This is a genomic window from Streptomyces sp. NBC_00631 (genome assembly GCF_045206895.1).
Lineage (GTDB): Bacteria > Actinomycetota > Actinomycetes > Streptomycetales > Streptomycetaceae > Streptomyces.
This window is the reverse complement of record NZ_CP107734.1, coordinates 3,219,771-3,231,734: the sequence shown is the minus strand read 5'-3', so window position 1 is coordinate 3,231,734 and position 11,964 is coordinate 3,219,771. Positions and strand designations below refer to the sequence as shown.

At 71.1% G+C, this 11,964-nt stretch carries 13 protein-coding genes and 1 pseudogene; 9 read left to right on the top strand and 5 right to left on the bottom strand.

Features of this window, described 5'->3' with window-relative positions; all coding sequences use genetic code 11:
• Positions 1-63: 63 nt before the first annotated feature.
• Positions 64-290, top strand: a pseudogene (locus tag OHB00_RS14835) (DUF2252 family protein); the annotation flags it as partial.
• A gap of 359 nt (positions 291-649) precedes the next feature.
• Positions 650-934, top strand: coding sequence for a hypothetical protein (locus OHB00_RS14830; protein WP_350780771.1), 285 nt, complete (start codon positions 650-652; stop codon positions 932-934).
• Positions 935-956: 22 nt separating this feature from the next.
• On the opposite strand, the gene OHB00_RS14825 is transcribed toward OHB00_RS14830, so the two are convergent.
• The 4 genes from OHB00_RS14825 to glnA all read right to left on the bottom strand — a co-directional run bounded on the left by OHB00_RS14825 (position 957) and on the right by glnA (position 4,437).
• On the bottom strand, positions 957-1,541 hold the full coding sequence (locus tag OHB00_RS14825; protein WP_406445781.1) for a hypothetical protein: 585 nt from the start codon (positions 1,539-1,541) through the stop codon (positions 957-959).
• Between the two features lie 2 nt (positions 1,542-1,543).
• A complete protein-coding gene (htpX, locus tag OHB00_RS14820) occupies positions 1,544-2,464 on the bottom strand; it encodes a zinc metalloprotease HtpX (protein WP_406435047.1) in 921 nt (306 codons plus the stop codon).
• A 204-nt stretch (positions 2,465-2,668) separates the two neighbouring features.
• A complete protein-coding gene (locus OHB00_RS14815) occupies positions 2,669-2,926 on the bottom strand; it encodes a hypothetical protein (RefSeq protein ID WP_406435045.1) in 258 nt (85 codons plus the stop codon).
• A 101-nt stretch (positions 2,927-3,027) separates the two neighbouring features.
• A complete protein-coding gene (gene glnA, locus OHB00_RS14810) occupies positions 3,028-4,437 on the bottom strand; it encodes a type I glutamate--ammonia ligase (RefSeq protein WP_360515319.1) in 1,410 nt (469 codons plus the stop codon).
• 211 nt (positions 4,438-4,648) lie between these two features.
• Between glnA and OHB00_RS14805 the strand changes: the two genes are divergently transcribed.
• Entirely contained in the window at positions 4,649-5,116 is a 468-nt protein-coding gene (locus tag OHB00_RS14805; protein ID WP_406435043.1) for an RDD family protein, read from the top strand.
• 170 nt (positions 5,117-5,286) lie between these two features.
• Here OHB00_RS14805 and OHB00_RS14800 read toward each other — a convergent pair whose 3' ends face one another.
• Complete coding sequence (locus tag OHB00_RS14800) at positions 5,287-6,936, bottom strand: FAD-dependent monooxygenase (protein ID WP_406435041.1); 1,650 nt, start codon at positions 6,934-6,936, stop codon at positions 5,287-5,289.
• A 213-nt stretch (positions 6,937-7,149) separates the two neighbouring features.
• Here OHB00_RS14800 and OHB00_RS14795 point away from each other — a divergent pair, with 213 nt between their 5' ends.
• From OHB00_RS14795 to OHB00_RS14770, 6 genes are read left to right on the top strand one after another with little or no spacing between them, the layout of a single operon-like run.
• A complete protein-coding gene (locus OHB00_RS14795) occupies positions 7,150-8,220 on the top strand; it encodes a SchA/CurD-like domain-containing protein (RefSeq protein WP_406435039.1) in 1,071 nt (356 codons plus the stop codon).
• Between the two features lie 39 nt (positions 8,221-8,259).
• Positions 8,260-8,673, top strand: coding sequence for a cupin domain-containing protein (locus OHB00_RS14790; RefSeq protein ID WP_406435037.1), 414 nt, complete (start codon positions 8,260-8,262; stop codon positions 8,671-8,673).
• Entirely contained in the window at positions 8,670-9,938 is a 1,269-nt protein-coding gene (locus OHB00_RS14785) for a beta-ketoacyl-[acyl-carrier-protein] synthase family protein (RefSeq protein ID WP_406435035.1), read from the top strand. The genes OHB00_RS14790 and OHB00_RS14785 overlap by 4 nt, the downstream gene beginning before the upstream one ends.
• Positions 9,935-11,179, top strand: a complete 1,245-nt coding sequence (locus OHB00_RS14780; RefSeq protein ID WP_406435033.1) for a ketosynthase chain-length factor — start codon at positions 9,935-9,937, stop codon at positions 11,177-11,179. The genes OHB00_RS14785 and OHB00_RS14780 overlap by 4 nt, the downstream gene beginning before the upstream one ends.
• A gap of 44 nt (positions 11,180-11,223) precedes the next feature.
• Positions 11,224-11,475 carry an acyl carrier protein gene (locus OHB00_RS14775; protein WP_189260620.1) on the top strand — a complete coding sequence of 84 codons (252 nt, stop codon included), beginning with the start codon at positions 11,224-11,226 and terminating at the stop codon, positions 11,473-11,475.
• A gap of 1 nt (position 11,476) precedes the next feature.
• Complete coding sequence (locus tag OHB00_RS14770; RefSeq protein ID WP_406435031.1) at positions 11,477-11,956, top strand: SRPBCC family protein; 480 nt, start codon at positions 11,477-11,479, stop codon at positions 11,954-11,956.
• Positions 11,957-11,964: the final 8 nt, after the last annotated feature.

Sequence of the window (11,964 nt, the reverse complement as noted above, 5' to 3'; positions counted from 1 at the left end):
CCGACCTCCCCATGGACTCCTGACCGCATCCTGCCCGACGCCACTGACAATCACCTGTTCGCCGGACTCGGCATGCAGCTCTGCGGCGACGCGCATCTGATGGACTTCGGGCTCTACGCCTCCCCCCGAGCGGTCTTTGCTCTTCGACCTGAACGACTTCGACGAGGTTCCCCGGGCCCTTCGAGTCGGACGTCAAACGGCTCGCCGCCTCCGTCGCCGCCCGCGAGAACGCGCACGGCGTTCCGCAGGCCCGCGCCGCCGCCCGCGCGGCCGTGACCGGGTACCGGTCCCCCGGCGGCGCCGGGGCCGTCGGGTCCGTCCGGGCCCTTCGGTGGCCGGGGCGCGGACCCCGCTGAGCCGTTCGCCGGCGTACTCGTGGGTGGAGGCGGTGAGTTGAACCGTGCCGCACATTCACCCACGCCCGCGGCTGCGCACGCACGCGTGCCCGCACGAAAAGGGGATGCACGCCGAGTGACCGGCTCCCTACGCTGGACACGCGTTGCGGAGGCGTCCACCACCGCTTTCCGAAGGGCAGGCCGCGCCCCCGGGAGCCGGGACTACACTGCCGCGCACCGACGGACGGCCGCCCGTCCCCCGCGCGCCGTCGGATCCGTCGACCGCTCACACACCCACGCCACGGAGGCCCGTCATGGGCACCATCGTCCTATCCGGAACCGTCGTCCTGGTCATCCTCGGATTCGGCAACCACAACTGGTGGCTCGCTGCCGTCGCCCTGCTCTTCCTGTACGTGCAGTACGGGCGGGGCTCGTCGTCGGCCTCCTCGTCGGGCGGTTCGTCCGGCGGGGGAGGGGGCATGGCCAACGACTACAAGACGTACCGCGACCGCCGTGACCAGCAGGCCAAGTGGGAGCGCCGCTACCGTCGCGAGCGCCCCCTGGAGTCCCGGCGCCAGCAGAACGAGAAGGGGAAGTAGGCAGCGCGTGGTCTCCGGCCGGTCAGAGGCCGGGGGCACCCCAGACCGGGAACCAGCGGCTGAGGTCCTGCTCGATCCGCAGGTCGCTCGCGAGCGCCGCCTTCACCTGCAACTCCAGCGCGCTGTCCCGCCGCTGCCCGGATCCGGGCAGCGGCGCGAAGGGGTAGAAGGTGCCCCGCTTGTAGAGGTAGACGAGCGCGAGCCTGCGCCCGCGCTCGTCCTCGAAGGCGGCAAGGGAACAGAGCAGCTGCGGGCCGAAGCCGTTGACCTCCATCGAGCTGTTCACCGCGTGCAGGTCGTTGACCAGCTGCGGAAGCTGGTCGGGGGAGCGCTGCGAGACCAGCCAGGAGTAGCCGTAGTCGTCCTGGTGCAGCTCCACCGGAACCCCGCCGCGGTCCGTGTCCGCGTCGAGGAGCGCCTGGACCTCCCGGTGGGTCTGCTCGAAGGCCGCGCCCTCCACGGTGGCGAAGCACACCGCGCCCCCGCCGGTGGGCCTGAACCCGGCCGCCGCCTCCAGCGTCACCGCCGCCGACGGCAGCGCGAACAACTGGTCGAGATTGGGCGCGACCGGCTTCGTACGGCCCAGCAGGATGTCCAGGAACCCCATGCTCACCCGGCCTCTCCGGGCGTCGCCGCCTCACCCAGCTCCGCCGAGATCCGGCCCAGCTGCTCAAGCCGCTGCTCCAGGGTCGGGTGGGTGGAGAAGATGCGCTCGATGCCGGGCTCCTTGCCGGTCGCCGGGGTGAAGTAGAACGCGTTGAAGGCCTGGGCCGTGCGCAGGTCCTTGGTCGGGATCCGGGCGATGTCACCGGAGACCTTGGTGAGCGCCGACGCCAGCGCGGAGGGCCGGCCCGTCAGGTGGGCGGCGGCCCGGTCGGCGGCCAGCTCCCGGTACCGGGACAGCGCCCTGATCAGCAGGAAGCTGATCGCGTACACGGCCGCGGAGACTCCGATGACCGCGGCGAACACGGCGGCGGTGTTCTGGTCCCGCCGGCCCCCGCCGAAGAGCTGCGAGTAGAACGTGAACCGCACGATGAGTCCGGCGATCACGCCCAGGAAGGAGGCGATCGTGATCACGGCGACGTCCTTGTGCGCCACGTGCGACAGCTCGTGCGCGAGCACGCCCTCCAGTTCGGCGGGCTCCAGCCGCCGCAGCAGTCCGGTGGTCACGCACACCACCGCGTGATCGGGATTCCGCCCGGTCGCGAACGCGTTCGGCATGTCCATGTCGGACACGGCGACGACCGGCTTCGGCATGTCGGCGATGGCGCACAGCCGGTCCACCACCGCGTGCAGCTCCGGGTACTCCTCCCGCTCCACGACCCGCCCGCGCATGGCGAACATCGCGATCCGGTCGGAGAACCAGAACTGCGCCACGAACATCGCGCCCACCAGGACGACGACCAGCAGCCACGACTTCAGCAACACGATCAACGCGGCAACGAAGCCGACGTACAACAACCCGAGCAAAAACAGCGTGACCGTCATCCGCATGGTCAGCCGCCGGTCGCTCCGGAAGCGGCTCTGCATCTTGCATCACCCCGCAGTCAGGCACTCGTCCCGCTGTCCAGTGTGCACCTACCGGGGGCCATGGAGAGGTTCCGAACGTCCCTAGTAGCGGCAAAAGGTCCCTGTGAAGGGTGCGGCGCCGTGGGGGCTGCTCGCGCCCACGCGGCGGAGCCGCATGTCGGATACAGCCCCGCGCCCCTTCCGGGGCGCTTGTGCGGGGCTTCTTCAGTACGGCGACCGCGTCTGTATGTACCCCAGCAGGACGATCACCGCCGCCACGCAGCCGAGCACGATCGCCGTCGACACCCACGACGACCGCCGCGGGGCCACCGGTCCCGGATCCGCCCGGAACGGCGCCGGGTCCGGGGGGTTCTCCCGCCACCGGGCGGCCAGCATGCGCGCCCGCGCGGACGGCTCCCTGTGTTCCGCCTCGGCGGCCCACCTGAAGTCGAACTCCTGCTCCTCGTTGTCCTGTTGGGACACCCCGTACCCCCGTCTCGAACATCAGTACCGGGGCACGATACGACGGCGCCCCCGTCCTGAGAAACAGGGACGGGGGCGCCGGGCCGCCGGGGAGGCGCCGATCACACGTCGAAGTACAGCTCGAACTCGTGCGGGTGCGGGCGCAGCTGCAGCGGGGCGATCTCGTTGGTGCGCTTGAAGTCGATCCACGTCTCGATCAGGTCGGGCGTGAAGACGTCACCGGCGAGCAGGAACTCGTGGTCGCGCTCCAGGGAGTCGAGGACGGCCGGGAGGGAGGTCGGGACCTGGGCGACGTTGGCGTGCTCCTCGGGAGCCAGCTCGTAGAGGTCCTTGTCGATCGGCTCGGCCGGCTCGATCTTGTTCTTGATGCCGTCCAGACCCGCGAGGAGGAGGGCCGAGAAGGCCAGGTACGGGTTGCCGGAGGAGTCGGGCGCGCGGAACTCGACGCGCTTGGCCTTCGGGTTCGAACCCGTGATCGGGATACGCATCGCGGCGGAACGGTTGCGCTGCGAGTACACCAGGTTGATCGGCGCCTCGAAGCCCGGGACCAGGCGGTGGTACGAGTTCACCGTCGGGTTGGTGAAGGCGAGCAGCGACGGGGCGTGCTTCAGGATGCCGCCGATGTAGTAGCGGGCGGTGTCCGACAGACCCGCGTAACCGGCCTCGTCGTAGAAGAGCGGGGCGCCGCCCGCCCACAGCGACTGGTGCACGTGCATGCCCGAGCCGTTGTCACCGAAGATCGGCTTCGGCATGAAGGTCGCGGTCTTGCCGTTGCGCCAGGCCACGTTCTTCACGATGTACTTGAAGAGCTGCAGGTCGTCCGCGGCGGCGAGCAGCGTGTTGAACTTGTAGTTGATCTCCGCCTGGCCGGCGGTGCCCACCTCGTGGTGCTGGCGCTCGACCTGGAGGCCGGACTTGGCCAGCTCCAGGGAGATCTCGGCGCGCAGGTCGGCGAAGTGGTCGACCGGCGGGACCGGGAAGTAGCCGCCCTTGTAGCGGACCTTGTAACCGCGGTTGTCCTCCAGCGCACCGGTGTTCCAGGCGCCGGCCTCGGAGTCGATGTGGTAGAAGCTCTCGTTCGCCGAGGTGGCGAAGCGGACGCTGTCGAAGACGTAGAACTCGGCCTCGGGGCCGAAGTACGCGGTGTCGGCGATACCGGTGGACGCCAGGTACGCCTCGGCCTTCTTCGCCACGTTGCGCGGGTCACGGGAGTACTGCTCGCCCGTGATCGGGTCGTGGATGAAGAAGTTGATGTTGAGGGTCTTGTCCCGGCGGAAGGAGTCCACCCGGGCGGTCGACAGGTCCGCGCGCAGCGCCATGTCGGACTCGTGGATCGCCTGGAAACCACGGATCGACGATCCGTCGAAGGCGAGTTCCTCGTCCGGGTCGAACGCCTCGACGGGCAGCGTGAAGTGCTGCATGACGCCCGGCAGGTCGCAGAAACGGACGTCGATGAACTTGACGTCCTCGTCCGCGATGAACTTCTTGGCCTCGTCGGCGTTCTGGAACATCCAGCTCCTCCTACTCCCGGCCGTTCCCGTGCCGGGGTGGTAGTTCGTTCGTGCGGCCAGTGCGGTGGCACACGCTGTCCTCGACACTAGGGACGGGTGATTTCTCGGGCGTGACCCATTTGTTTCGCTGAAGTTAACCGGCCCCGGTTCCACCGTAGCCCGTGGTACCCCGCCGACCCAGGGGCCGGGCCGGGCCCAGTACCGTGGACGGGTGGACAACAGGCAAGCAATCGGATCGTGGCTCTCCGGGCCCCGCGCGGCCATGGAAGAGGCCGGCGCGGAGTTCGGGTACCGGGGCGAGCAGCTGGGTCTGCCCCAGGACGGGCCGGGCTCCATCGCCCGCCCGGGGCGGCGGCTCGCGGCGCTGGCCGTGGACTGGGCGCTGTGCGTCTTGATCGCATACGGCCTGATCACTCACGGCTACACCCCGGCGACCAGCAACTGGGCCCTCCTCATCTTCTTCGTCCTCGGAGTCCTCACCGTGGGCACGATCGGCTTCACGCCGGGTAAGCGGCTGTTCCGGCTGCGGGTGGTCGGCGTCGGGACGGGCCGGGTGCAGCCGCTGCGTGCGCTGGCCCGCACGGCGCTGCTGTGCGTCGCGATCCCGGCACTGGTCTGGGACCGGGACGGCAGGGGGCTGCACGACCGGCTGGCCAGGACCGTCGAGGTCCGTATCTGACTCCGGGCCCGGCAGGGCGGCGTCGCCCCGCGGTCTGCCGGGTCCCGTCTCGTCGTCGGCGGCTGCGGGCGCGTGGTGGCCGGCCGCGCAGTTCCCCGCGCCCCTGACGGGGCGCCGCAGTCGCGTCAGCTTCACCCTGCCAGCGCCGGTGAGCGTCCCCGCCCCCCCGCTCACCTCCTCCGCAGTACCCGCGCCAGTACCTCCCGCAGCTCTGCCTCCGGGTCGGGCGCCGCTCCCTCCGAGCGCCACGCCACGAAGCCGTCCGGGCGCACCAGCACCGCCCCGTCCGCCGTCGTGCCGTGCGCCGTCGCCCAGTCGCCGCCCTCCGTGTCGTACACGAGGTCGGCCGCCGTCCCCGCCGCCCCGATCCGGTACGTGTCCAGCCGTAGCCGCTCCGTGTCCGCGATCCGCCGGGCGGCCGCGTGCCACGCAGCGCCCCCGGCCGAGTCGGCGTCGCTCAGCAGGACCAGTGACCGCTCGTACAGGTCGAGCGTGGAGAGCCGTTCGTCCGCGCGGCGCAGCCACAGGTGCGGGGCCCGGCTGCCCGGCCGGCCGGTGAGGTTCATCCCATCGGGTACGAGCGGCTGGTCCGGGTCGGCTCCGACGACCGCGCCCTTCGGGTAGCGGTAGCCGAGGACGATGTTGAGGATGCCGCCGCGCCGGTCGGCGCCGACGCCGGGGGCGGGCGCGAAACCGGGGTGGCTGTGCTCGACGGAGCGGGCGGACGCGCGGGCGCTGGTGGCGAGGGCGACCGGGCGGCGCTCGGCGTCGTAGGAGTCGAGGAGCCCGGGGCCGGCCCAGCCGTCGAGGACCGCCGCCAGTTTCCAGGCCAGGTTGTGGGCGTCCTGGATGCCGGTGTTGGAGCCGAAGGCACCGGTCGGGGACATCTCGTGCGCGGAGTCGCCGGCCAGGAAGACCCGCCGGTCGGAGTAGCGTTCCGCGACCCGTTCGGCCGCCCGCCAGGACGCCCGGCCGGTGATCTCGACGTCGAGGTCGGGGACGCCGACGGCCCGCCGGATGTGCCGGGTGAGCCGCTCCTCCGTGAACTCGTCGAGGGTCTCGCCGCGTTCGGGGTGCCAGGGCGCGTGGAAGACCCAGCGTTCCTTGTTGTCGACGGGGAGAAGGGCGCCGTCGGCCTCCGGGTCGGTGAGGTAGCAGCAGATGAAGCGGCGGTCCCCGACCGTGTTCTGGAGCAGCTTGGAGCGGAAGGTGATGCTGACGTTCGCGAACAGGTCGCCGGGGCCCGTCTGGCCGATGCCGAGCCGGCCGCGGACCGGGGAGCGCGGGCCGTCGGCCGCGACCAGGTAGTCCGCGCGGACGGTGTACATCCGGTCGGAGTCACGGTCGCGGACGTACGCCGTCACTCCTTCGGGGTCCTGTTCGAAGGACTCCATCTCGTGGAAGTAGCGCAGCTCGCCGGTGAGCGACTCGGCTGCCCGGCGGAGCACCGGTTCGAGGTCGTTCTGGCTGCACAGGCACCAACCCGTAGGGCTGAACCTCGCGAGTCCGCCTCCCGGGTCGATCTCCTTGAACAGCCATTCGCCGGCGTCGCCGACCAGCGTCGGGGTCTGCAGGATGCCGTGGTTGTCGGCGAGGAGGGAGGCCGCGGCCTTGATGTCCGGCTCGATGCCCGCTCTCCGGAACAGCTCCATCGTCCGCACGTTGTTGCCCCGGCCGCGTGGGTGGACCGAGGTCCCGGAGTGTCTCTCGACGAGCATGTGGCGGACGCCCAGTCGGCCCAGGAAGAGGGACATGGACAGGCCCACTAGGGAGCCGCCCACCACGAGGACGGGGACCTGGTGATCGGTTTTCTGGTGCATCGGGCACTCCAGAGGCGGGTGTTGGTGCGTCAGGTGCGTTGGAACGTCCATGCCCCGTCCGGGCCCCTTCCGGAGGGGTTCCGCGTGCTCAATCACCCACCTGGTTCACGCGAGTCGCGCGCTTCGGAGGACCGGCACAGGATCAAGAAGCGCTGACGCCGCGTCATCGGCGAAGGCGCAGGCCGCTGCCCCCGCGAAGGAGATGTGCGAAGCATGACGACGATCTCGGAAAAGGTTTCCAAGAAGCCGACCCGAACAACCCGCCCGGTCTCGACACGGGTCTCCCAGTCCGTCTTCGACGGCTCCCGGCTGCGGGTCGTCCTGCTGGTGGACGTGCACGACGGCGCGCAGCAGCAGTTCCTGGAGGCCTACGAGCAGCTGTGCAGCCAGGTCGCCCAGGTGCCCGGACATGTCAGCGACCAGCTCTGCCAGTCGATCGAGAACCCCTCGCAGTGGCTGATCACCAGCGAGTGGGAGAGCGCCCCGCCGTTCCTCGCCTGGGTGAACAGCGAGGAGCACGTGGAGATGGTCAAGCCGCTGCACAACTGCGTCCGCGACACCCGCTCGCTCCGCTTCCACGTCGTACGGGAGACCGGCGGCCCGTCGGCCGACGCGGTACGCGTCCTGCAGGCCAACCCGCGGATGGGCGACGGCGTGATCCGCCACGCGCTCACCTTCACGGTCACGCCGGGAAGCGAGGCCAAGGTCGCGAAGATCCTCGCGGACTACGCCTCGCCCGAGGCGAAGGTCGACGACTCCACCCGGCTCTGCCGGACCTCCCTGTTCATGCACGGCAACCGGGTGGTGCGGGCCATCGAGGTGCGCGGCGACCTGATGGCCGCCCTGCGCCACGTCGCCCGGCAGCCCGAGGTGCGGGCCGTCGAGGAGGCCATCAACCCCTACCTGGAGCAGGAGCGCGACCTCGACGACCAGGAGTCCGCACGGGTGTTCTTCACCCGGGCGGCGCTGCCGGCCGTCCATCACGTCAGCGCCGAGGAACTGGCCGAGGGCGAGCGGCACGCCCTCTACTACCCGGCCCGCCCCGGCTGCGGGATGCGGCTCGCGGAACTGCTCGCGCAGCAGGACGAGGCCGCGGCCGAGGACCCGGCGAGCGCGGTGCTGCACAGCACGGTCTTCCAGCGCGACGACGTCGTCGTCCGCCTGGTCGAGCAGCGGCCCGGCACCCCCGCGGACGTCACCCCGGCCCACGCGCTGACCGCCCTGCTGGACGGCGACGCGGTGCGGATGCAGCTCATCACCGACCGCCGCTCACCGGACGCCTGACCCTTCACCGTCGCATCACCCCCACGGAGGAACGCAGACATGCAGCCCATTCCGAAGATCGTGGACCTCAGCGAGGTCGAGCCCAACACCCGGCGCGGCGGCGATCTGCGCGCCATGCTCACCCCGGCCACGGTGGGTTCCACCAGCGGTTTCATGGGTGTGGCCATCGTGCAGCCGGGCGACCGCATCGCCGAGCACTACCACCCGTACTCCGAGGAGTTCGTGTACGTCGTCTGCGGCGACATGGAGGTCGACCTGGACGGCGAACCGCATCCGCTGCGGCCCGAGCAGGGGCTGATGATTCCCATCAACATGAAGCACCGCTTCCGCAACGTGGGCAACGTCGAGGCCCGGATGGTCTTCCACCTCGGCCCGCTGGCCCCGCGCCCGAGCCTCGGCCACGTCGACACCGAGGAGACGGAAGCCGTCGCCGTGGGGCAGGTCCGGTCGTGACCCGGCGCGTGGCGGTTACGGGCATAGGCATCGTGGCTCCGGGGGGTGTGGGCGTACCGGCGTTCTGGGATCTGCTCGCCTCGGGCCGGACCGCGACGCGCGGCATCACCTTCTTCGACCCCTCGGGCCTCAGGTCGCGGATCGCCGCCGAGTGCGACTTCGACCCGGCGGCGCACGGCCTGGACGCCGAGGAGATCGAGCGGGCCGACCGTTACATACAGTTCGCCCTGGTCGCCGGTGACGAGGCGGTCCGGGACTCCGGGCTCGACCTCGGCCGGGAGGACCCCTGGCGGATCGGGGTCTCCCTGGGGACGGCGGTCGGTGGCACCACCCGCCTGGAGCACGACTACGTCCTGGTGAGCGGCGCGGGCCGGCGCTGGGACGTGGACCACCGGCAGGCGCAGCCCCAGCTGCACCGGGCGTTCTCCCCGAGCACCCTGGCCTCCGCGGTGGCGGAGCGATTCGGCGCCCAGGGTCCGGTGCAGACCGTCTCCACCGGCTGCACCTCGGGCCTGGACGCCGTCGGCTACGCCTTCCACACCGTCCAGGAGGGCCGCGCCGACATCTGCATCGCCGGCGCCTCGGACTCCCCGATCTCCCCGATCACCATGGCCTGCTTCGACGCGATCAAGGCCACCTCCCCGAACAACGACGACCCCGAGCACGCCTCCCGCCCCTTCGACAACCGCCGGGACGGGTTCGTGATGGGCGAGGGCGGCGCGGTGCTCGTCCTGGAGGAGGAGGAGCACGCCAGGGCCCGCGGCGCGCACATCTACTGCCGGCTCGACGGCTACGCCACCTTCGGCAACGCCTACCACATGACCGGTCTCACCAGCGAGGGCCTGGAGATGGCCCGCGCCATCGAGACCGCCCTGGACCACGCCCGCCTCGACCCCACCGCCATCGACTACGTCAACGCGCACGGCTCCGGCACCCGGCAGAACGACCGCCACGAGACCGCCGCCGTGAAGAAGGCGCTCGGACAGCACGCCTACAGCACGCCCATGAGCTCCATCAAGTCCATGGTGGGCCACTCGCTCGGCGCCATCGGCGCGATCGAGGTCGTCGCCTGTGTGCTCGCCCTGGCCCACCAGGTCGTCCCTCCCACCGCCAACTACGAGACCCCCGACCCCGAGTGCGACCTCGACTACGTGCCGCGCGTCGCCCGCGAACGCAGCCTCGGCGGCGTCCTGTCCGTGGGCAGCGGGTTCGGCGGCTTCCAGTCCGCGGTGATCCTGACCCGGCAGAGAGGACGGACACGATGAGCGAACCCCGTTCTCGGCGGGCGGCCGTCACCGGCATCGGTGTCGTCGCGCCCAACGGAACCAGCACCGAGACCTTCTGGAAATCCGTCCAGGAGGGACGCAACGTCCTCGACAAGGTGACCCGCGACGGCTGCGAGCACCTGCCCATGAAGGTGGCCGGAGAAGTCCGCGACTTCGACCCGGCGGCCGCCGTCGAGGAACGCCTCATCGTCCAGACCGACCGTTTCACGCACTTCGCCATGGCCGCGGCCGACCTGGCCCTCGAAGACGCCCGCCTCGGCCGCGCCGACACCGACGGCTCGCCGTTCGACGTCGGCGTGGTCACCGCGGCCGGCTCCGGGGGCGGCGAGTTCGGCCAGCGCGAGCTCCAGCAACTGTGGGGCAAGGGCAGCCGGTTCGTCGGCCCCTACCAGTCCATCGCCTGGTTCTACGCGGCCAGCACCGGCCAGATCTCCATCCGGCGCGGCTTCAAGGGACCCTGCTCGGTGGTCGCCGCCGACGAGGCCGGCGGCCTGGACGCCCTCGCCCACGCCGCCCGCGCGGTGCGCCGCGGTACGGACGTCATCGTGGCCGGTTCCACCGAGGCGCCGATAGCTCCGTACTCGGTGGTCTGCCAGCTCGGCTACGAGGAGCTCAGCCGGGAGACCGACCCGGCCCGTGCCTACCGCCCGTTCACCGAGCAGGCCTGCGGGTTCGTGCCGGCCGAGGGCGGCGCCATGCTCGTCGTCGAGGACACCGGCTCGGCCCGCAGACGCGGACTGCCGGTACGGGCCACCCTCGACGGCCACGCGTCCACCTTCACCGGCGCCTCCCGTTGGGCCGAGTCCCGGGCCGGGCTCGCCCAGGCGATCCGCGGGGCGCTGGCCGAGGCCGGCTGCGCCCCCGAGGAGATCGACGTGGTCTTCGCCGACGCCCTCGGCGTGCCGGAAGCGGACAGGGCCGAGGCGCTGGCCATCACCGACGTCCTCGGCGGGCACGGCAGGCGGGTGCCGGTCACCGCGCCCAAGGCCGGGATCGGCCGGGGCTACTGCGCGGCCCCCGTCCTCGACACCGCCGCCGCGGTGCTGGCGATGGAGCACGGGCTGATCCCGCCGACCCCGGGCGTCTTCGACATCTGCCACGACCTCGACCTCGTGACCGGCAGCGCCCGAGCCGCGCGGCCACGCACGGCACTGGTGCTCAGCCGGGGCCTCATGGGGTCGAACTCGGCGCTCGTGCTGCGCCACGGCGCGGCCGGGTGAGTCGAACACACCAGCTGCCCAGCAGCGAAGCAGAAGGAGTTGCTATGAGCATCACCGTGGACGAACTGTCCGAACTCATGAAGAAGGCGGCCGGCGTCACCGTCTCCCCGGCCGACCTGCAGGACCGGGCCGACAGCGGCTTCGACGTCCTCGGCGTCGACTCGCTCGGCCTGCTCGGCATCGTCGGCGAGCTGGAGAACCGGCACGGCGTGCCCATGCCGGTGGACGCCGAGCGGTGCAGGACGCCCCGCCAGTTCCTCGACCTCGTCAACAGCGCCATGCCCGCGGGAGCCTGACATGACCGGACACACCCAGAACGAGATCACCATCGCCGCCCCCGTCGACCTGGTCTGGGACATGACCAACGACGTGGCCAACTGGCCCCAGCTGTTCAGCGAGTACGCCAGCGCCGAGATCCTCGAAGAGGACGGGAACAAGGTCACCTTCCGGCTGACCATGCACCCCGACGAGAACGGCAAGGTGTGGAGCTGGGTCTCCGAGCGCGAGGCGGACCGCCGCAACCTCCGGGTCAAGGCCCGCCGGGTCGAGACCGGGCCGTTCGCGCACATGGACATCCTCTGGCAGTACGAGGAGGTGCCCGCCGGCACGCGGATGGTCTGGACCCAGGACTTCGCGATGAAGCCGGAGGCCCCCGTCGACGACGACTGGATGACCGACAACATCAACAGGAACTCCAAGGTCCAGATGGCCCTGATCCGGGACAAGATCGAGAAGGCCGCCACCGGCCGGCGCCCCGACCCGGCCCTGGCCGACTGACCCGCGCG

What these genes read in the sequence shown, in the direction of transcription:
- OHB00_RS14830 (WP_350780771.1), top strand. Translation starts at nt 650, where the DNA reads ATGGGCACCATCGTCCTATCCGGAACCGTCGTCCTGGTCATCCTCGGA.
- OHB00_RS14825 (WP_406445781.1), bottom strand. Translation starts at nt 1,541, where the DNA reads ATGGGGTTCCTGGACATCCTGCTGGGCCGTACGAAGCCGGTCGCGCCC.
- htpX (WP_406435047.1), bottom strand. Translation starts at nt 2,464, where the DNA reads ATGCAGAGCCGCTTCCGGAGCGACCGGCGGCTGACCATGCGGATGACG.
- glnA (WP_360515319.1), bottom strand. Translation starts at nt 4,437, where the DNA reads ATGTTCCAGAACGCCGACGAGGCCAAGAAGTTCATCGCGGACGAGGAC.
- OHB00_RS14800 (WP_406435041.1), bottom strand. Translation starts at nt 6,936, where the DNA reads ATGCACCAGAAAACCGATCACCAGGTCCCCGTCCTCGTGGTGGGCGGC.
- OHB00_RS14795 (WP_406435039.1), top strand. Translation starts at nt 7,150, where the DNA reads ATGACGACGATCTCGGAAAAGGTTTCCAAGAAGCCGACCCGAACAACC.
- OHB00_RS14790 (WP_406435037.1), top strand. Translation starts at nt 8,260, where the DNA reads ATGCAGCCCATTCCGAAGATCGTGGACCTCAGCGAGGTCGAGCCCAAC.
- OHB00_RS14780 (WP_406435033.1), top strand. Translation starts at nt 9,935, where the DNA reads ATGAGCGAACCCCGTTCTCGGCGGGCGGCCGTCACCGGCATCGGTGTC.
- OHB00_RS14775 (WP_189260620.1), top strand. Translation starts at nt 11,224, where the DNA reads ATGAGCATCACCGTGGACGAACTGTCCGAACTCATGAAGAAGGCGGCC.
- OHB00_RS14770 (WP_406435031.1), top strand. Translation starts at nt 11,477, where the DNA reads ATGACCGGACACACCCAGAACGAGATCACCATCGCCGCCCCCGTCGAC.